Genomic DNA, 18,580 nt, shown 5'->3' on the forward strand with positions numbered 1-18,580 from the left:
CTTATACGCCTGCCTGTTTGTTTTATTTCAGTTTGAATTCAAACGGGTCAGAGACCAATGATGACACTTCAAGATATCAGCCGGTGGCTAACGACTGCCTGGCTATTGCTGAGCGCTTTAAGCGCTCAGGCCGCTCCTTTGAGCTATGAGCAGGCACTTAACCGTGCCCAGCAACAAGATTTTCAAGCGCAGCGCTGGCAGGCGCTCAGCGATGCGGCGTCGCAACAGGCGCACGGCGCAGACACATGGGACGACCCCATACTGTCACTCAAACTGGCCAATGTGCCGGTGGATGATTGGGCGTTAGATCAAGAGCCCATGACACAAGTTATGCTCGGTGTGCAGCAATGGTTACCGCGCGGCGATAGCTTCAGCTTGCAGCAACAGTTTTTTCAGCTTCAGTCCGAGCAAGCCCAGTGGCAGCAACAGTTGCGGCGGCTATGGCTAAGCCGCGAAGTAGGACGTTTATGGATCAAAGCCAGTTGGGCGTGGCAAGCCCAGCAACAGCTGACTGAGCAGAAGCAAAGTTGGCAGCAATTACGTCAAGTGGTGCTGCAGCGTTATGAAAGTGGTCGCAGCCAAGCACGTCAGCAGGATGTGGTGGCCATTGATGTGCAATTGCAGCGTTTGCAGCAGCGGTTATTGACCTTGCGCCAACAGCAGCAACAGTTGCAGGCGCAGCTGGCTAACTGGCTGCAAGCCGACGTGGCTGAGCTAGCGCCGCTAGAGCGCTTATCTGAGGGCTCTAAGCGCGAGGCAGAACAGCCTGATTGGCGTCAGCATCCACAGTGGCAACTGGCACAGTTGGCTGAGCGCAGCAGTGCCAATCGAGTGGCTTTTGAACAGCAACAGCAAGGGCCGCGTTGGCGTTTGGATGCTAGCTACGGCTGGCGCAGCAACAAGGATATGGCACGCAGTGACTTTGCCTCCGTCGGTGTGGCCTTGGCCTTGCCGATGGGCGAGCGCAGCAGTCGACAAGTGCGCGCCGCCATCGCTCGCCAAGCTGCTGACAGTGCAGCCTTGCAAGACAGTGAGCGCAGCCTAAGTTTGGCCTATGCCACGCGTCAGGCCGACGCTCGTGGTTTCACGCAACGCTGGCAGCATCTGCAGCAACAGTTGTTGCCGAGTTTGCGGCAGCAATATCAGCTGCACTTAGCGAGCTATGGTCAGGGCCGCAGCGAGCTGGCTGAACTGGTGCAATCAGCACTGGAGTTAAGTAATACCGAATTGCAGTCGTTGGCCTTATTGCGCGATCTCTGGCTCAGTCGCAACGATCTCAATTACTTCCACAATAACTATCCCATTGCATCGGCTCAGACGTTGTTTGATGCCCACCCCCTTTCGTTTGCCCGGCCATCGACTGACGCTAATAAGGAGCGCTTGCCATGAAAAAACGTACCCTTGTGCGCACCATGTTAGCCATGGCGGTGGGAGCTGCCTTAGCCATGACGGTGCAGCGCTTTTATCCACAACCCACGACCCAAGCCGACAGTGCTCCATCGGAGCCGCAGCCTTTGTATTGGGTGGCCCCCATGGATCCAAACTTCCGCCGCGATCAGCCGGGCTTATCGCCGATGGGCATGGAGTTGGTGCCTGTGTACCCAGATGATGCGGCCTCTAACTCTGCTGGTAGCGTAAAGATCTCTGCTCAGCTGGCCAATCAGTTGGCACTGACGCAGCAGCCCGTTAAACGCGCACCTTGGCGCGACGAACGCTTATTCGCGGCGGAAGTATTGCCCCATCCGCAAGCCACCCAAGCGGTGCAGGTGCGCTTTTCTGGTTGGGTTGAGTCGCTATCGGTCAATGCTGCCGGCGATGGCGTTAGCGAAGGTCAGCCACTGCTGAGCATTTATAGCCCTGAGTTGGTCACCGCCCAACAGGAGCTGTTGAGTGCGCGCGGAGCCATGCTGAAAGGCGCGCGTGAACGCCTGCGGGCGTTGGGCATGAGCAGCGAATGGATTCAAAACGTACGCCGCGCAGGCAAGATTCAGCAGCAGGTCGCCATTACAGCGCCGCAAGCGGGTTTGCTGCTGGATATGCCGCTGGCGTTAGGGCAGCAAATTCGCCCGGGTCAAACCTTACTGCGTATTACCGACCCGAGCCGGGTGTGGCTGCAGGTTCAGGTGGCTGGCCAAGCATTGGCAACGGACTTGAGCCAAGCCGAGTTGCAGGTACGCAGCGCATCGGGCGATTGGCAAAATACCGAGCTGCACTCCCTTGCGCCGCTGGCCAACCAGCAAGGACGGCAACGCATTCAAGCCAGTATTTCCGGCGAGCATGGTTTGATGCCCGGCGATTGGGTTGAGGCACGTTGGGTTTCTGAGAGTGAGCCAGTGTTGCAAATTCCGGCCCAGGCATTGATTGACGACGGTGTGCAAACGCGCGCTGTGGTGAGGCTGGCTGACGATACCTTTAAATCGGTGGCTGTAGTGGCTGGCCGGCGCAGCCATACGGCCGTGGAGGTGCTGCAAGGCCTCGGTGCTAACGATGTGGTGGTGACCTCGGCGCAGTTCCTGATTGATTCAGAATCCATGATTGATTCGGATTTATTGCGCTACGCCAAGCAGGATCACTCAGGCATGGATCACTCGAATATGGATCACTCGAAGATGGATCATTCGAACATGGATCATTCGGGCATGGATCATTCGGGCATGGATCATTCGGGCATGGATCATTCGAATATGGATCATTCGAACATGGATCATTCGAACATGGATCACTCGAACATGGATCACTCGAACATGGATCACTCGAACATGGATCACTCGAACATGGATCATTCGAACATGGATCATTCGAACATGGATCATTCGAACATGGATCATTCGGGCATGGATCACTCGAACATGGATCACTCCAATATGAATCACGCGGCTCAGCCAGCAAAAGATCAAGGAGCAAAGCATGATTCAGCGCATCATTGAAGCCTCGGTGCAGCAACGGGTATTGGTACTGCTGTTAAGTGCGATTTTGGTGGTGATTGGCTTACAGGCGCTGCGCACCACACCGGTGGATGCCATTCCTGATTTATCCGACGTGCAGGTCATAGTGCGCACGCCATATCCAGGGCAAGCTCCCGAGGTGGTGCAGGAGCAGGTGACTTACCCGTTAACCTCAGCATTAATGTCGGTGCCGGGTGCCAAAACTGTACGCGGCTATTCGTTTTTTGGTGACTCCTTTGTTTACGTTATTTTTGATGACAATACCGATTTGTATTGGGCGCGTTCGCGGGTGCTGGAGTATTTAAACCAAGCTAACGATGCTTTGCCTGAAGGGGTAAAACCGGCCTTAGGTCCGGATGCCAGTGGTGTCGGTTGGGTGTATTTATATGCACTGCAAGACACCAGTGGTCAGCATGACCTGGCCGATTTGCGCGATTTACAAGATTGGTTTTTACGCTACGAGCTGCAAACCGTGGCGGGAGTTTCTGAAGTGGCGGCTCTGGGTGGTATGCAACGCCAGTTTCAATTGCGACTCAAACCACAGCGGCTAATGGCCCACGGTTTGTCGGTGGCTAAGGTCATTACCGCATTACAGCAGGCCAATCAGGATACTGGGGCGTCTGTTGTTGAGCTGGCCGAAGCAGAATACATGTTGCGCAGCCATGGTCTGATTCGCACTGCCGACGACTTATTAAATATCGGTGTCAGCCACAATAACCAGGGTTTACCAGTGCTGGTGCGTGATATTGCCGACGTGTTGGAAGTGCCGCAAATGCGCCGTGGCATTGCTGAACTAAACGGCCATGGCGAAGTGGTTGGCGGCATTATTGTGATGCGTTCGGGTGAAAATGCTAGGGCCGTTATTAGCGCGGTAAAAGACAAGCTGCTGCAGCTTAAATCGTCTTTGCCAGAGGGCGTAGAGGTTGTGCCAGTGTACGATCGCACTGCGCTTATCGATCGGGCGGTGAATAACTTATGGAACAAACTCAGCATGGAATTTGTGATGGTGGCGCTGGTGTGCGCGCTGTTTTTATTTCATCTGCGTTCGTCATTGGTGATTGTATTGAGTTTGCCACTGGGAATTTTGGCGGCCTTTGTGTTTATGCGCTGGCAAGGCATTAATGCCAATATTATGTCTCTTGGGGGGATTGCCATAGCCATCGGTGCCATGGTGGATGGTGCCATTGTGATGATTGAAAACTATCACAAGTACCTGGAGCGCTACCCGCCCAAAACGGACGCTGATCGTTGGCAAGGCGTGATTAGCAGTGCACAACAAGTAGGCCCAGCGCTGTTTTTCAGCTTGCTGATTATTACCTTAAGTTTTATTCCGGTATTTATGCTGGAAGCCCAAGAAGGGCGTTTGTTTGCCCCCTTGGCCTATACCAAAACCTATGCCATGGCCGCTGCGGCAATGTTGGCCATTACCTTAGTGCCGGTATTAATAGGCTATTTAGTGCGCGGGCCGATTAAGGCAGAAAAAAGTAATCCGCTGAATCGGCTATTAACGGCACTTTATACGCCGGTGTTAAAACAAGCATTACATTTTCCTAAAACCACCTTGTTGCTGGTGATCGTTATGGCTCTGTCAGCCTGGTGGCCAATGAAACAATTAGGGTCGGAATTTATGCCGCCCCTGGATGAAGGCGACTTAATGTATATGCCCACCACCTATCCGGGCTTATCGGTGGCTGAAGCGCGGCAAATATTGCAGCAAACCGACCGCTTAATTGGTTCAGTACCAGAGGTCGAAAATGTGCTGGGTAAAATTGGCCGCGCCGATAGCGCTACCGATCCTGCACCTTTGACCATGATCGAAAGCTTTATTCAGCTTAAGCCAAGGGAGCAGTGGCGAGAAGGCGTTACCCTGGATGATATTAAACAAGAGCTGGATCGTAAGGTGCATTTCCCGGGGTTGAGTAACGCCTGGGTCATGCCGATTCGAACTCGCATTGATATGCTCGCCACCGGTATCAAAACCCCGGTCGGCATTAAGATAGCCGGCGATGATTTAAATCAGATTCAGGCCATAGGCCAGCAGCTAGAAACACTGATGACGGATGTACCCGGGACAACATCGGTTTACGCTGAGCGCACGGTCAGTGGTCGCTATTTGGATATTCGTCTGCGACGTGAGCAGTTGGCACGCTTCGGCTTAACGGTGCAGCAAGCGCAGCAACTGTTGGCGACAGCGGTTGGGGGAAAAGCCGTCACGCAAGCCGTTGATGGTCTGCGCCGTTACCCGGTATCGGTACGTTTGCCACAGCGTTATCGTGATTCGCCCGAAGCCCTGAAACAGCTAATATTTTATGCACCCAACGGTCAATTGTTAGCGCTGGCGGATATTGCTGATATTAACATTGCCGCTGGCCCTGCCATGATAAAAAGCGAAAATGCACGCATTAATGGCTGGGTATTTATCGATATTGCTGGCGTCGATTTGGGACGTTATGTCGAGCAAGCACAACAGCATGTGCAAACCGCACTGGCTGATGGGCGGCTGCAAATGCCCGCTGGCTATTCGTTAAACTGGTCTGGCCAGTATGAATATTTATTGCGTGCGCAAAATAAGCTGCAATTAGCCGTACCGTTAACCTTAGTGATCGTAGCCGTATTGCTGTATTTGGCTTTTCAGCGGCTACGTGATGTTGCTTTGATTTTGCTTACCGTGCCTTTGTCGTTAGTGGGCAGTGTTTGGCTATTGTGGGCATTGGATTTTCATCTGTCGGTGGCGGTGGGCGTTGGTTTTATTGCACTGGCCGGCGTGGCGGTGGAAATTGGTGTGATCATGCTGGTGTATTTGCAGCAAGCTTGGCAACAACAAGTGGAACAGCAGCAGGCGCGACAGCAGCGGCTAACGCCCAGTGATGTTCGCACAGCGGTGTTGCAAGGCGCCGGACAGCGCTTGCGTCCTATTGCTATGACCGTCGCCACCATTGCCATTGGTTTATTGCCCGTTATGTTAGGCCAGGGCACCGGTTCTGAAGTGATGAGTCGCATTGCCGCCCCTATGGTGGGTGGTACCGCCAGTGCCTTGATGCTGACTTTACTGGTGCTGCCAGTCTTGTTTTACTGGCTAACTTGCTGGCAATTACGACATCAGAACCATGACTCTGCCTGACATCTCACGTTGGCCTATACCTTTGCACCAGGGCGATTATGCCCTGGTAGTTTCTCGCGGTGACGATATCGCGCCACATATTTTGGTGTATGAAGTTGAGCGCGATTTTCTGTCGGCACCGAGGCGTTTTGCGGTGTTAAATATCGTCGCTCGTGACAGCCGCGCCATCGATATCAATCCAGAGCCCAGCGCTGCAGCAATAGACTGCCAATGGTTGGCCGATGACGATTTTGGCGACGATCAGCAAAGCTGGCAGTGGTCACAAGGTGATGAGGGCTTACAGTGGATTTGTCATCGATGTGATTGGGTCACGACCCTCAATGCCAGTGATGCCAGGCAAGCACTGGTGAGTTTATTCACTGCAGTGGGGTAGGCACTGCTCGCTGATAACGCGATCACGGCCATTGCTTTTGGCCTGGTATAAACAACGATCAGCTCGTTCTAGCAGGATTTCATCACTTTCTCCGGCTTGATGGCTGGCCACGCCAATGCTGATGGTGACATTGGTGTTGTCGTGCACCGCTACGTGTCTTGCTAAATCACGCAAGCGTTCACATACATGCTCGGCTTCGGCTAACGAAGTACTTGGCATCAGCAGCAAAAACTCTTCTCCTCCCCAGCGAGCGATGGTGTCGGTTGGGCGAATATGGCCGGATAAAAAACTGGCCATTTCTACTAAGGCGACATCGCCCACGGCATGCCCAAATTGGTCGTTAATACGTTTAAAGTGATCAATGTCGATAATGGCAATGGTCAGTGCAGAGCCGTCGCGAATGTGTCCGGTACATAAACGTTGCAAACGTTTACTGCCCAAGCGTCGATTAGCGATACCTGTCAGAGGATCGGTATTGACTTGGCGCTGCAAGTTATCGGACAACAGCGATAATTGCTGATTTCTTTCTGCCAATTCTTGGGTGCGAGCCTGTACTTTTTGCTCCAGCTCAAGGCGCAATTGCATCCATAGGGCTTCGGCTTTAGCTCGGCGACGGATATTGATGGTCAAAATTGAAATGATAATCACCAACATTAAAACCGTCAGCACCAAAATAATGATGGCGGTTTGGTGCTGCTGTAAAAAAGGCAAGGGTTGATAACGAAGATCGACATCGGCTGGCAATCTTTCTAAAGGGATATTAAAGCGTTGTAACTGCCGATAGTCGAAGGTAGGTAGATATTGGGCTTGTTGCATAACCTCAAGTTCACGCGCATCTGTGCCTTGCAGTATGGCCACCGCTCGCTCTGCCATATTTAAACCGTGACGATGGCCATCGTTCATGGCGCCACCAATACTGCCGTAGCCCATCATTAAGTTGCCCCACATGGCAAAGATAGGGGCACGACTGCTGGCGCTGAGTGATGGTAAGTGATGGTCGTAAGAAAAATAACGACCGGCTTCATCGCGATGAATGGCTAATAATAATACTGCACTGTCATCCGGCAGCTGTTGTAACGTTTTATACAGCTCGCTTATTTGAAAGCGAGTGAGCAAGGTTAACTGTTGTTTGTGGGAATGGGATATAAGTTGTTTGGCTCTCTCAGCCATGCGTTTACCGAGCAGCGACTGCTCATCAGCGATCAGGACAATGGAACGTGTGTTGGGCAGTAGCTGTTGGATTAGTTGTAGATTTTGTTCGATAGCCATACCTTCAAATACCCCAGTGTGATTGGGGTGAGCACTAAGATCGTGTTGCTCAGGAATATTGACGCCGCCAAATACCAGCGGGATTTCTCTCGCCCAAGGGGCCAGTTCATTTAATACCAAACTTAGCGCGCTATCATCGCTGGTGATAATGAGGTCGGGTGGCTTACTGGCGTATTTGTGCGTTAGCCGTTGTGCGTGAAACTGACGTAACTGTGGGTCGTCGATAAAACGCCGATCATCGAGATATTCAATAAAAATATTGGCGCGAAGCAGGTGTTCCGATAGACGCTCGAGCAGGGCGTTATTGATTTGCTCCGTCCAAATAAACTGCTGGTGATAAGAGTGCAAAATGAGCACTCGCTGAGTCGAGGTCGAATGGGCCTGACAGTAACTGGCAACGATAAACAGCGCCAGCATCAGCCATCGCATGTGTTACTCACTGATGCCGTGGACGTCGTCGACCACAGGCCGTGGCGGTAGGCTAACAGGGCGCAGTAAATGAAAACCCAGATCGGTTTTGATTGGCCCCAAAATGCTTTGCTGACCGTCCCATTGTTGCAGCGCATGGGCCAGATTAGGCGGTAGCTGATCTGGGTGGTGGTATCCAGCAAAACCTTGGTGGTGGCGGCTGGCGCAGGCTGAATGCTCGGCGGCCAAATCTTCAAAGCTGGCACCTAAGTGCAGCTCTTGCAGCAGGTCCCGGGCCAACCATTCACTGCGCAGCAATATGTGGTGTATAGCAATGGCGGTCATGATGCACTCCTAAGCGACACCTGTCGCTAAAGATAGCTCAAGCGACAGGTGGCTGCTGTCAGACTAGTCGTGCTCGTCCGGTAAGGTTACGTTCAACTCCAGCACAGACGTATTGCCCTGATGCTCGAGCTGAACGTTAACGTCTTGATCGTCAATGGCCACATATTTGCGAATGACGGCCAGTATTTCCTGCTGTAATTGTGGCAGATAATCTGGCCCGTTGTTACGCAAACGGTCATGGGCGACCAACACCCGCAAACGCTCTTTTGCAACACTGGCGGACGAACGTTCTTCCTTGCGGAATAAATCCAATAAGCTCATATCAGCCCCCGAAGACTCGTTGCAGGAAGCCTTTCTTCTGCTTCTCGAGGAAGCGATGTGGACGGTCTTCACCAAGATAACGGGCGACGGCATCGTCATAAGCCTGACCCGCATCACTGTCGCCATCGTAGACCACAGGCACACCTTGGTTGGAAGCTCTGAGTACGGCTTCAGATTCTGGAATAACCCCCAACAGCGGCACAGCCAGAATTTCTTCCACGTCGCTGACCGACAGCATATCGCCACGCTCCACCCGTTCTGGGTTATAGCGTGTTAGTAACAGGTGCTCTTTCACGCTGCCACCTTGCTCAGCTAGGCGTGATTTGCTTTGTAAAATACCAATAATACGATCGGAGTCGCGCACCGAAGACACTTCCGGATTGGTGACAATGACGGCTTCTTCGGCGAAATACAGCGCCATATGAGCACCGTGTTCTATACCTGCCGGTGAGTCGCAGACGATATAATCGAACTCCGCTTTTAACTCATTCAGTACCCGCTCCACTCCTTCGGCTGATAAGGCGTCTTTGTCGCGTGTTTGTGACGCAGGCAAGATAAATAGCTTATCGAGCTTTTTATCTTTGATCAGTGCTTGCTTAAGATTGGCTTCATTTTGCACCACATTGACGAAGTCATAGACGACTCGACGCTCGCAGCCCATGACCAAATCCAGGTTGCGCAGGCCAACATCGAAATCAATGACCACGGTACGGTGGCCTCGCATCGCCAATGCGGTTGCGAATGCGGCGCTGGTGGTGGTTTTGCCAACGCCTCCTTTGCCAGAGGTGATTACGATTACTTTAGCCAAGAGACTGTTCCTTACAGATGCGGTAGCGATCAGGTTTTTGGCAGTATTTCCTAAACACCGGTGATGTTCAAGTTGCCATCTTCCAAGGTGACGACCACCGCACTGGATGGCTGTAACGGCGCTTCATCAAACAGCCGGTACTGACCGGCAATAGCTACCAGTTCGGCATCAAATTGCTGGCACGAAACCACGGCGTTTTGATCCCCCTTTATGCCGGCCAGCGCGCGGCCACGCAATGGGCCATAAATATGAATATCGCCACAGGCCAGAATTTCTGCACCAGCACTAACCATACCAAGCACAATTAAATCACCGTCAAAATGCAGTTGCTGGCCTGATCGAACGTTGCCAGTGTGTACTTTTACTCGACGGCTGGCCCCGTCTTTTTGACTGCTCTTAGCAGATTGCCGACCTAAGTCGGCCAATCCCAATGCCTGCAGTTGCGGCTGCCAATCGCTATTGGCGTTGCGTACGGCGATGGGTAACAAACCATATTGGCGGCACAGGCTCAGCAAGGGCTCAAGTGCTTGACCAGGGTCGAGCTTCTCCACATCTAACGCACAAGGCAGGCGGTTGAATAAGGCTGGCGCTTCCGCTTGTTTTCGCTGCAGCTCAGCCTCGAACGTGGCCAAGTCTTGCTGCTGCAACACCAGCGTGGTCAATGCCACTGTGCCGGCCTTTAATACAAAGGCGCTATCGCTCATAGCTGCGTTCCGGCTTTGGGTGTGAGTGGAAAGCGTTCAAATTGGATGTCACGGCGGCCGTCGCGGATTAAGCGGCGCAGATTGTGATGATTATCGACATCGGGCGTGGCGAGCACGTCGCGGTAGTGTTCACCAAAACACAATAGTGTTTGCTGATCATCAAACTGCAGCAGCTCTGCCAGCGCTAACACTTGGCAGCTGCCTTGATTTTGATGGTCGTTATTCTCAACCGTCCCATTGCTGAAGGCTGTTGGCGTGAACTCAAACCAATGTTCAATAAAGGTCAATGTGGTTGCGAATTCATGCTGACCAGACTGCAAGCTGGTGAGAAACGCTTGATGGGCTTGGGCAAAATCCGTCATAAAAGAATCCTTGTGGCTCAGACTGAGGTGGCTGAGCTTTTAAGAAACGTCCGATAGCGGGCACCCTACAACCGTCATGGCATTTGATGGGTGATGCGTTCTATCAGGACAATACAGGCTATCACTCTACCTGCGGCTGTTAGTGGGTGGCAATACGCAGTACTATACTGTTTTTATATACAGTCTTCGGTCATCTCATGCGTAAAATCATTCATGTCGACTGCGATTGTTTTTTCGCTGCGGTAGAAATGCGTGATAATCCTGAATTGACTCAGGTGCCTATGGCCATTGGTGGACGTCAGCGCCGAGGGGTTATTTCTACCTGCAATTATCTGGCGCGCAGTTACGGCGTACGCTCTGCTATGCCGGTTGCATACGCACTTAAGCTCTGTCCGGCATTGGTGTTGATGCCGTCACGTATGGCGCTATATAAGCAAGTCTCGAATCAGGTCATGGATATTTTACGCGCCAGTGCCGCTCAGTTTGAGCAGGTATCGATTGATGAAGCGTATTTGGAAGTGGATCAGCAGGAGTCCGCCAGTCAGCTAGCACAGAGCTTGCGCCAGCAAATTCGCCAGCAGCTGGGTATCACTGTATCGGCTGGAATATCGGTGAATAAATTCTTGGCTAAGGTGGCCAGCGACTGGAATAAACCCGACGGCCAATACGTGATTGCACCTGAGCATATAGCCGATTTTTTATTGCCGCTACCCGTCAGGCGGATACCTGGAGTGGGGCCAGCGTTTGAGCAGCGGTTACAAAAACACGGCATTAGCACCTGCGGCGATGCTCAGCTGTGGCCTCAAGCTGAGCTGGTACGTCACTTTGGTCGCAGTGGCGCTGCTTTGTATGAGCGCTGTAGGGGTATCGACAATAGGCCTCTACGTGCTGAGCGAGTGCGAAAATCCATCAGTATTGAAAAGACCTTTCTAGATGATTTGATGGGCATCGAGCCTTGTTTGCAACAGTTGCCTATGCTGCTGCAACGCTGGCAACAAAGGGTGCAGCAAGCTGGCTTGGAAGGTGTGCCATTGGCGCCGTTTGTAAAAGTTAAATTTGCTGATTTTCGCCAGACCACCTTGGCCGATCATTTAATCGAAGCCAATGCCCAAGGTTTTGAACAGTTGTTCAAGCGTGCGCTGCAACGCAGCTCGCAGGGTGTGCGACTGTTGGGCATTGGTGGTCGTATTGCTGATGGTAATAAGCAGCAGTTATCGTTATTTTGACTGGCTCGTTTAGCGATATTTGGCCCCATGTCCTTACTTTAATGCTGATCCACAGCGCAGTTCTATCTAGAAACAACCTTCAGAACACTGGCGATTAGAAAGCCGCAAACATGCCGTGCGGCCAATACCACAGTGAGCCCATGCTGATACCAAGGCCCAGGGCAGCGCCCACCAGCACATCGGTGGGGTAGTGCATGCCTAAAATAATGCGTGAGAACCCGACCAATATGGCAAACGGAACCACCAGCCATGCTAAGGGTGGGTAAAAAAAGGAAAACAACAGCGCAAAATTAACGGCATTCATGGTGTGCCCTGACGGAAAGCTGTAGCGATCTAACGGGGCAATATGTGCCTCGATGGCCTGCCAGGAAATGTACGGTCGCTGTCTGACCAGGCGATTCTTTAACTGTCGATACAGCAGTACCGACAACAGTCCGCAGACAACAATATGAGCGGCAATATAAAGGCCTTGCCAACCGTGAAAGACGATAACGGAAAGCAGTAAGCTGTACCAAAATACACCATCTCCCAAGCGGCTAATGGCCTTAAAAAACAAACGCAGGGGACGAATGCTGGCAAAGGCATTTAACGTCTGACACAGATTCAGTTCAAAGCGATCCGCTTTGTGGAACAGAAGTGCGGCTCTTGGGGTGATGCTTTTGCTCATTGGCATGGCTATCTACCTCCTGGCAGGCCTGACTCAGGCGTTGGCAAAAATCATTCACAATGCTGCTCCAGCTAACGCTCTCGGCGTGGACTCGAGCTTGTTGGCGTATACGCCGCAGCAGGTTGGGGCTGTCGGCTAAAATGGCAGTTTGCTGAATAAAGGCAGGCTCGTCGGCAAAGGGCACCAGCAGGCCGTTGTCAGCATGGCGAATATGTTCGTGAGCAGCGGCGTAATCAAAGCTGACGACAGCCAAACCACTGGCCATGGCTTCCATTACCACATTGCCAAAAGTGTCGGTTTTACTGGGAAATAAAAATACGTCGCCGCTGGCATAGTGACGTGCCAGAGCGTCCCCTGTTTGCATGCCACAGCAGATAATATCCGGGTGTTGTGATTGCAGCCCAGCAAGCTCAGGGCCGTCACCGACCAATACCAGCTTGACGCGACTGTCCAACGACTTTAAATGCAAATAGGTTTGCACTGCTAACGGCAGATTTTTTTCTCCGGCAATGCGGCCGACATACAGCAGCACCAGATCATCATCCTTGGCGTGCCACTGCTGCCGAAGCTTAAGGTCTCGTTTGTGCGGATGAAATAACTGGCTGTCGACACCGCGTGACAATCGCTGCACCCGCTGAAAGCCGTGCTGTATCAGCTGTTCACGTTGATTGGCTGTGGGTACCAAAGTGGCGTGAGTGCGGTTATGAAAGTAGCGTAAATAGCGATAGGCCAATGGCTGCAAAATGCCCAAGCGATAGTGTTCAATGTATTGATGAAAATTGGTGTGAAAGCCACTCACTACCGGAATCGACAAGCGCTTTGCTGCCTTGAGAGCGGCCAGCCCCATAGGACCTTCTGTGGCAACATACAGGGCTTGTGGCTTGAACTGAGCCAGGGCTTTTTTGACTTTTTCGTGCCAGGGCAAACCAAAACTGAGTTGCTGGTAGCCTGGAATGGGCAGTCCGGGCAAAGTCACCGTTTGCCATGGAGAGGGGCCACTCGGTTTATTGTCAGCCGTTTGTTTTGGTCGAATCACTTGCACATCGATGCCATGGTCAATCAGACCATTGACCAGGTGACTGAGGGTGTGGGCGACACCATTTATTTCCGGGGCGAAGGTTTCGGTGACAATGCACACACGATGCAAACAGGCAGACATAGGAATATCGCTTTTAATCAGCATATTCCTACTGTCTTCCTTATCTGTGACAGTTCTTTTGCAGTGCAGTGACAGTCTGGTGAAGGCGGGTTAATTATTTGATGTTACGGCCTGTTAACACTATTTCGATCACGCTGTTATAAGCTGAAGCCCTCTTCCCCTGAGTAGCGTTATTCATTGCTTATTCGCCGGTTAAACCACGCTCCTCATGCCTCAAACAGCTGACGTCCAGCAGCAAAGAGCTAAATTGCGTTAACAGGCCCTAGTGACGGTCTTCGCGGTAATAAGACGGCGCATGCTGGGTCCAGCGCCTAAAGGCTTTGCGAAAATTCGATGGGTCGCTGTAACCCACCAACGCGGCGATTTCTTCAATCGGCAGCTTTGACGTGCGCAGATATTCGATCGCCATTTCCTTGCGCACTTCGTCGAGAATACGCTGATAGGAGGTGCCCACTTCTTGTAGGCTGCGGCTGAGTGTTCTGGTCGACGTTGCTAGTTGGCCCGCTACTATGTCTACCGGAGGGAACTGGCCAGGGTTGCGCAGCAGTATGCGCCGAACTTTTGCCACTATGCCTTCTTTGGGTCCTAACCGAGCGAGAATTTCCTCGCACTGATTTTCTGCCATGGCTGCCGTGGCTTGGTCGGCCATTTGCACCGGTTCATTGAGAATCGCGTGTTCAAACACTAACTCAGTGCGTGGCTGATCAAACAACACCGGGCAGTTAAAGAACTCTTGATAGCGACTGGCATAATCGGGTCGTGGGTGATTTAGATGAACCGCCAGAGGCTGCAGCTGACGGCCGGTCAAAAAACGCGCCAGACAGGTGAAATTCACCACAAACAAATCGCATAACATGCGATATATGTGCTCGATGGGAATATGGGTGGTCAGTCGAACGGCGGCATGATCAGCGTGCTCAACGACTTCAAAGGTAAACGCGGGATCGACCAAAGGGTGAAAGCGCAATCCGAGCTGCAGCGCACTGCGAATGTTTTCGCAGCTCATAATGGCGTAACCGAGCATACCAAACTGGTTAATTTTGATGGCTTCGCCTATGTCTAAACCAAGGCTGTTATCGGGACAGGCTCGTATCAGATTTTCAGCCAGCGACAGCACTTGCTGATAGGTCAGCCGAGCACTGGGATCGCCAAAAATATCTGCACTCAAGCCAGTATTCTGTAGCAAGGTCTCTGTGCTGATGCCCTTACTTTCGCCAACGCGCACCAAAGTCGCAGGGATGTTAACCGGCACCAACGGCTCGGTTAGGCTCCACGTACCTCTAATCATGCTGTTACCAATTATTGTTATAGTCAGCCTGTGGCAGGCCCTTTCTATGGCGAAAAGGCGCCTGTTTGTCGCTGCTAGCATGACAGGCTTTTGTCGTAAATCAACCCAGTTGTGGTAGGTGTTGGCGTTCTTTAACCGGGTTCGGTGACGTCAGTCGCGGCTTTGCCTGGGGCTGGTAAGGGGAAGTGTTGACGGCCAACCAGCCGGCCAAAATCTATGATGTGCTGTGTTGAACGATTGTTTAACAAACGTAGCAGAATCTTATTGATCGACTTATTGTTTTTCTTGGCGGTCAACATGACCAGATCGCTACGCCTGGGCTCAAACTCGGCAACAATGGCGGGTAAATCGGCTTGCAGTAACAAATCTAACACTTGGTAGGCTTTATGTCGGGTGAGCACTAACATCCAGTATTGCTGACGTAGCTTTTCTAGGCTGGGCTGATGAATTTGCTCTACCGTGATTAGTGCTTGAATCTGCTTGTCACGTTGTTTTTGCTGGGCATGTAACTGCGCCAGTGCCAGTTCGTCGCTGCGCCCTTGGTTGATCCAATAACAGCGTCCATCCCATTCGCGATACACCAACGAAAAGGGGCTGCCACTGTTAGGAAAAGCTTCGTTGATTAGGCGTTCGAAGTCTTCGTTTTTTTGCCATTCTTTGTCGTCACAGCAACTTTCAGCATAAGCAATCAGTGACGCCCAGTCTTCGCTGTCATCACCGACTTCGACACCCTGAATCGCGCTAATTAGCCAGCTGCGCTTGGTTTCTTGTTCGATCAGCAGTTGCCCTAGTAGCTGATGCAAGGCTTGCCAGTCTTGGCCGGCATCGGCGAGGGACGTTTGCGCGGCGATGATGGTTTGATTCAGACTGAGCCAGTTACGGCATAAATGACTGCTGGGATTGAGTGGGCCTAAGGCATCGAGGGGCATTTCCTGCACAGCTTGGCTGGCATACCAGACTGGGAATAGCCTTTGTAAAAGGCGGTTAAACCAGCCTTCAAAATCGATTCCCCGGGTTTCTGACGTCATGGTGCTCTCCATTGGCAGCAAGGGCATAGACCCAGCTAGCTTTGATACCCCGATGCTTATACTGTCGGCCAGAGACAGCGATTCTATAGTCCGCTTATTCGTGCAAGAGTCAATATGCAGTGTTTTTATGACGTTATTCAAAACGCTGGGCACCGCTATTACCAGAAGCCACTTGGGCTGACGTTGGCCAAGGGCAAAGTTATACTGCGCGCTTTTTTACCGATACAGAGGCAGTTATGAAGTCTGTTTATATCCCTGTAGGAAGCGTAACCGGTACCGCCACAGCGGTTGCCCAACGTGTTGCTGAAGTATTGACTGAATCCGGTCATCAGGCCGTGGTGGATCAACAACCTTCTATTGCTGCCATGACGGCGCAGGACTTTGATGCCGTGTTGATCATCACGGCGACTACGGGGCAGGGTGATATTCCCGATAACTTATTACCGTTTTATCTGTCGTTGGGTGAACAAATGCCGCTGCAAAACGGCAAACCATTTGGAGTTATTGCCTTGGGTGACAGCTCCTACATGAACTTCTGTGGCAGCGGCGAGAAGATGGAAGAGCGCTTCTTTGAGCTGCAAGGACAGGCGCCGGTGCCAAAAGTAACCATTGATGCAACTGAGACCATCACCCCAGATGACGATGCGCTGTTTTGGTTGCAGGAATGGGCAGAAAAGGTATTAGGCTAATCAGCGAGCTGATTTCATGTTTTGCAGTAGGGTGTGCAGGTGGGTAATGCGCTGTCTTGCTGAATAAGGTGTCTGGTTGTGCTCAAATTGATCCAACGCCTGTCCTACTCGCTCTAGAGCATTAACCTCGGCTGCTGCATCGTCGCCGTCTGCTTCAGCACTGATCACTGCCATGGCGCTGAGGCCTGACCCATGCAGCAGGCCGTATTGTTGCAAACGCTGCTGAAACTGGCCAAGTTGCTGTCGTGGAATGGCTTCAACGTCAAACTCACTGGCGATGGCACTCACCATTAAGGCCTTAGTCGATAGCCGGTAGTCTTCAGGCTTTAATTCTTCCGCAGTGGCAGTCGTGTCGACGGCCTGTGGCGCTTGGGTCGATCCCGTTGGCTGATTCTGTAAATAACTGGTTAACGCACCCAGCTGCATAGTGGTGTCCAAACTGTATGGTTTATGAATCTGGAGCATGGATCATGCCATCATCAAGACAGCCCAAATCATGGACTCTGTAGCCAGTTTGGCTAAGCCATTGTGCTTTTCAGCGGCAGGCTGTTGCCGCTTACCAATCACGCCTCTGGTTATCTGCAACAGGTCGTAAAAGAGTGATTGGTGAGCTGCGATCAGTACTGTGATGACCGCCTTGGCACATATCATATGGTGGCTGCGATGACTAAGCTTATCTGTGCTTTTGCGCGTGACACTAGCCGATGGATTTGCGGCCCAAGTCTCACGGTTTACGAATTAGTACAAATGTACCTGAGTTACTGGTTCCTATCCTGGTCGGCCTTTCGGATAATTGTCTGACAAAACTCGAATAACAGTATGCGGGAGCAAAGATTATGGGTGTGACTGATCATGTCGCCTTGGCCAGTGGAAAAACGCTTCAGTACCAGGGACGAAAAGCCAGTCGCGCCAAAAGTGAGCAACGCCGGCGGCTGATATTGGAAGCGGCCCTACGCATTGTGATCTCAGAAGGGGTGCGTGGCATACGCCATCGTGCCGTGGCCAAAGAAGCGGGCGTACCTTTGGCGGCGACGACCTATTACTTTAAGGACATTGATGAGCTGATCATCGATACCTTTACGTTGTACACAGAAAAGGCTTTGTTGGTGGTCAATGCCTTTACCGAGCAGTTCTATCAGCCTTTTTTGCAGGGGATGTCGAGTGCTGACTTACGCAATGAAGAGGGCGCCAACCGAATTGTCGCTTCATTGGCCAGCCAGCTCCGTGACTACATTGCCAATCAGACTGGTATCGAACGTGATATGTTGGTGGTTGAGCAGGCGTTTCGTTATGAAGCCGTGTTGAACGAACGCATACGAGAGTTGGCGCTAATGCATCGTCAGGCGCTATATAACAAGGCGGTAGAATTTCTGCAGCTGGTTAATTCAGAATCGCCTGAACAGGACGCAGAAATATTACTGGCTCTGTTTCAGGCGCTGGAATACGGTACTTTGCTCACGCCGACGCCAGACTACGATTTCATTGAAAGAACGTTGAAACGTTATCTGCAATTGTTAGTTCGCGACTTTATCAGCGCTTAACGCGGTAGCCAAATCGTTCTAATACCCCCATCAGAACCTCCATCTCAGTGTCGCTGAGATGGTTCAGCCGATAGCAGTGTTCACATAAAAAAGGATGCTGCTGTTTTAATGTGGCAATGCTGACGTCCGTATCCATCTTGCACTGAGGGCAAGTCAGAGGCACCAAGACCTGTTCGGATACAATGGTGCTGATTTGTTCGTCCTGATTGGCGTAATTCGCTCGCAATGCTTGAGTCATAGATGGTCCAATTCCCTGCCGGATCTCCGGAAGCTAAACAACTGTTAAGAGCTTAGCAGGCACCTTTAAGTGACCTGTATCTCCCTCA

At 51.8% G+C, this 18,580-nt stretch carries 19 protein-coding genes; 7 read left to right on the forward strand and 12 right to left on the reverse strand.

Annotation, left to right across the window (positions count from 1 at the left end; translation table 11 throughout):
* The first annotated feature begins 57 nt into the window (after window positions 1-57).
* Genes AC55FS_RS05875 through AC55FS_RS05890 form a run of 4 tightly spaced genes read left to right on the forward strand, consistent with a single transcriptional unit; the run spans window position 58 to window position 6,439 of the window.
* Window positions 58-1,389 (forward strand): TolC family protein, encoded by a 1,332-nt coding sequence (locus AC55FS_RS05875; protein WP_496935137.1) that lies wholly within the window; start codon window positions 58-60, stop codon window positions 1,387-1,389.
* Entirely contained in the window at window positions 1,386-2,927 is a 1,542-nt protein-coding gene (locus AC55FS_RS05880) for a pentapeptide repeat-containing protein (protein WP_496935138.1), read from the forward strand. The genes AC55FS_RS05875 and AC55FS_RS05880 overlap by 4 nt, the downstream gene beginning before the upstream one ends.
* A complete protein-coding gene (locus AC55FS_RS05885) occupies window positions 2,908-6,066 on the forward strand; it encodes an efflux RND transporter permease subunit (protein WP_496935139.1) in 3,159 nt (1,052 codons plus the stop codon). The genes AC55FS_RS05880 and AC55FS_RS05885 overlap by 20 nt, the downstream gene beginning before the upstream one ends.
* Window positions 6,053-6,439, forward strand: a complete 387-nt coding sequence (locus AC55FS_RS05890) for a hypothetical protein (protein WP_496935140.1) — start codon at window positions 6,053-6,055, stop codon at window positions 6,437-6,439. Before AC55FS_RS05885 ends, AC55FS_RS05890 begins: the two co-directional genes overlap by 14 nt.
* On the opposite strand, the gene AC55FS_RS05895 is transcribed toward AC55FS_RS05890, so the two are convergent.
* The 6 genes from AC55FS_RS05895 to AC55FS_RS05920 form a co-directional block, all read right to left on the reverse strand.
* A complete protein-coding gene (locus AC55FS_RS05895) occupies window positions 6,419-8,137 on the reverse strand; it encodes an ABC transporter substrate binding protein (RefSeq protein ID WP_496935141.1) in 1,719 nt (572 codons plus the stop codon). The genes AC55FS_RS05890 and AC55FS_RS05895 overlap by 21 nt on opposite strands.
* Before the next feature lie 3 nt (window positions 8,138-8,140).
* Window positions 8,141-8,461 carry a peptidylprolyl isomerase gene (locus tag AC55FS_RS05900; RefSeq protein ID WP_496935142.1) on the reverse strand — a complete coding sequence of 107 codons (321 nt, stop codon included), beginning with the start codon at window positions 8,459-8,461 and terminating at the stop codon, window positions 8,141-8,143.
* A gap of 63 nt (window positions 8,462-8,524) precedes the next feature.
* Window positions 8,525-8,782, reverse strand: coding sequence for a cell division topological specificity factor MinE (minE, locus tag AC55FS_RS05905; RefSeq protein WP_496935143.1), 258 nt, complete (start codon window positions 8,780-8,782; stop codon window positions 8,525-8,527).
* Window position 8,783: 1 nt separating this feature from the next.
* Entirely contained in the window at window positions 8,784-9,590 is an 807-nt protein-coding gene (gene minD / locus AC55FS_RS05910; protein ID WP_496935144.1) for a septum site-determining protein MinD, read from the reverse strand.
* Window positions 9,591-9,640: 50 nt separating this feature from the next.
* A complete protein-coding gene (gene minC / locus AC55FS_RS05915) occupies window positions 9,641-10,294 on the reverse strand; it encodes a septum site-determining protein MinC (protein ID WP_496935145.1) in 654 nt (217 codons plus the stop codon).
* Entirely contained in the window at window positions 10,291-10,656 is a 366-nt protein-coding gene (locus tag AC55FS_RS05920; protein WP_496935146.1) for a HopJ type III effector protein, read from the reverse strand. The genes minC and AC55FS_RS05920 overlap by 4 nt, the downstream gene beginning before the upstream one ends.
* A gap of 197 nt (window positions 10,657-10,853) precedes the next feature.
* On the opposite strand from AC55FS_RS05920, the gene dinB reads away from it, so the two are divergent.
* Entirely contained in the window at window positions 10,854-11,882 is a 1,029-nt protein-coding gene (gene dinB / locus AC55FS_RS05925) for a DNA polymerase IV (RefSeq protein ID WP_496935147.1), read from the forward strand.
* 94 nt (window positions 11,883-11,976) lie between these two features.
* Here the strand turns inward: dinB and AC55FS_RS05930 are convergent, their stop codons facing one another.
* The 4 genes from AC55FS_RS05930 to AC55FS_RS05945 form a co-directional block, all read right to left on the reverse strand.
* Complete coding sequence (locus AC55FS_RS05930) at window positions 11,977-12,555, reverse strand: phosphatase PAP2 family protein (RefSeq protein WP_496935148.1); 579 nt, start codon at window positions 12,553-12,555, stop codon at window positions 11,977-11,979.
* On the reverse strand, window positions 12,491-13,732 hold the full coding sequence (locus tag AC55FS_RS05935) for a glycosyltransferase family 4 protein (RefSeq protein ID WP_496935149.1): 1,242 nt from the start codon (window positions 13,730-13,732) through the stop codon (window positions 12,491-12,493). The genes AC55FS_RS05930 and AC55FS_RS05935 overlap by 65 nt, the downstream gene beginning before the upstream one ends.
* A 238-nt stretch (window positions 13,733-13,970) precedes the next feature.
* Window positions 13,971-14,996, reverse strand: coding sequence for an AraC family transcriptional regulator (locus AC55FS_RS05940; RefSeq protein WP_496935150.1), 1,026 nt, complete (start codon window positions 14,994-14,996; stop codon window positions 13,971-13,973).
* Between the two features lie 131 nt (window positions 14,997-15,127).
* Entirely contained in the window at window positions 15,128-16,024 is an 897-nt protein-coding gene (locus tag AC55FS_RS05945) for a DUF6685 family protein (protein ID WP_496935151.1), read from the reverse strand.
* Between the two features lie 236 nt (window positions 16,025-16,260).
* Here AC55FS_RS05945 and AC55FS_RS05950 point away from each other — a divergent pair, with 236 nt between their 5' ends.
* Entirely contained in the window at window positions 16,261-16,713 is a 453-nt protein-coding gene (locus AC55FS_RS05950) for a flavodoxin domain-containing protein (RefSeq protein ID WP_496935152.1), read from the forward strand.
* Here AC55FS_RS05950 and AC55FS_RS05955 read toward each other — a convergent pair whose 3' ends face one another.
* Window positions 16,714-17,139, reverse strand: a complete 426-nt coding sequence (locus tag AC55FS_RS05955) for a hypothetical protein (RefSeq protein WP_496935153.1) — start codon at window positions 17,137-17,139, stop codon at window positions 16,714-16,716. It abuts the gene before it with no gap.
* 410 nt (window positions 17,140-17,549) lie between these two features.
* Between AC55FS_RS05955 and AC55FS_RS05960 the strand changes: the two genes are divergently transcribed.
* Complete coding sequence (locus tag AC55FS_RS05960; protein ID WP_496935154.1) at window positions 17,550-18,254, forward strand: TetR/AcrR family transcriptional regulator; 705 nt, start codon at window positions 17,550-17,552, stop codon at window positions 18,252-18,254.
* Here AC55FS_RS05960 and AC55FS_RS05965 read toward each other — a convergent pair.
* Entirely contained in the window at window positions 18,244-18,492 is a 249-nt protein-coding gene (locus tag AC55FS_RS05965) for a hypothetical protein (RefSeq protein WP_496935155.1), read from the reverse strand. The genes AC55FS_RS05960 and AC55FS_RS05965 overlap by 11 nt on opposite strands.
* Window positions 18,493-18,580 lie beyond the last annotated feature (88 nt).

Source organism: Bacterioplanes sp. CLAM21 (genome assembly GCF_059641015.1).

What these genes read in the sequence shown, in the direction of transcription:
- AC55FS_RS05875 (WP_496935137.1), top strand. Translation starts at nt 58, where the DNA reads ATGATGACACTTCAAGATATCAGCCGGTGGCTAACGACTGCCTGGCTA.
- AC55FS_RS05880 (WP_496935138.1), top strand. Translation starts at nt 1,386, where the DNA reads ATGAAAAAACGTACCCTTGTGCGCACCATGTTAGCCATGGCGGTGGGA.
- AC55FS_RS05885 (WP_496935139.1), top strand. Translation starts at nt 2,908, where the DNA reads ATGATTCAGCGCATCATTGAAGCCTCGGTGCAGCAACGGGTATTGGTA.
- AC55FS_RS05890 (WP_496935140.1), top strand. Translation starts at nt 6,053, where the DNA reads ATGACTCTGCCTGACATCTCACGTTGGCCTATACCTTTGCACCAGGGC.
- AC55FS_RS05895 (WP_496935141.1), bottom strand. Translation starts at nt 8,137, where the DNA reads ATGCGATGGCTGATGCTGGCGCTGTTTATCGTTGCCAGTTACTGTCAG.
- AC55FS_RS05900 (WP_496935142.1), bottom strand. Translation starts at nt 8,461, where the DNA reads ATGACCGCCATTGCTATACACCACATATTGCTGCGCAGTGAATGGTTG.
- minE (WP_496935143.1), bottom strand. Translation starts at nt 8,782, where the DNA reads ATGAGCTTATTGGATTTATTCCGCAAGGAAGAACGTTCGTCCGCCAGT.
- minC (WP_496935145.1), bottom strand. Translation starts at nt 10,294, where the DNA reads ATGAGCGATAGCGCCTTTGTATTAAAGGCCGGCACAGTGGCATTGACC.
- AC55FS_RS05920 (WP_496935146.1), bottom strand. Translation starts at nt 10,656, where the DNA reads ATGACGGATTTTGCCCAAGCCCATCAAGCGTTTCTCACCAGCTTGCAG.
- dinB (WP_496935147.1), top strand. Translation starts at nt 10,854, where the DNA reads ATGCGTAAAATCATTCATGTCGACTGCGATTGTTTTTTCGCTGCGGTA.
- AC55FS_RS05930 (WP_496935148.1), bottom strand. Translation starts at nt 12,555, where the DNA reads ATGCCAATGAGCAAAAGCATCACCCCAAGAGCCGCACTTCTGTTCCAC.
- AC55FS_RS05935 (WP_496935149.1), bottom strand. Translation starts at nt 13,732, where the DNA reads ATGCTGATTAAAAGCGATATTCCTATGTCTGCCTGTTTGCATCGTGTG.
- AC55FS_RS05940 (WP_496935150.1), bottom strand. Translation starts at nt 14,996, where the DNA reads ATGATTAGAGGTACGTGGAGCCTAACCGAGCCGTTGGTGCCGGTTAAC.
- AC55FS_RS05945 (WP_496935151.1), bottom strand. Translation starts at nt 16,024, where the DNA reads ATGACGTCAGAAACCCGGGGAATCGATTTTGAAGGCTGGTTTAACCGC.
- AC55FS_RS05950 (WP_496935152.1), top strand. Translation starts at nt 16,261, where the DNA reads ATGAAGTCTGTTTATATCCCTGTAGGAAGCGTAACCGGTACCGCCACA.
- AC55FS_RS05955 (WP_496935153.1), bottom strand. Translation starts at nt 17,139, where the DNA reads ATGCAGCTGGGTGCGTTAACCAGTTATTTACAGAATCAGCCAACGGGA.
- AC55FS_RS05960 (WP_496935154.1), top strand. Translation starts at nt 17,550, where the DNA reads ATGGGTGTGACTGATCATGTCGCCTTGGCCAGTGGAAAAACGCTTCAG.
- AC55FS_RS05965 (WP_496935155.1), bottom strand. Translation starts at nt 18,492, where the DNA reads ATGACTCAAGCATTGCGAGCGAATTACGCCAATCAGGACGAACAAATC.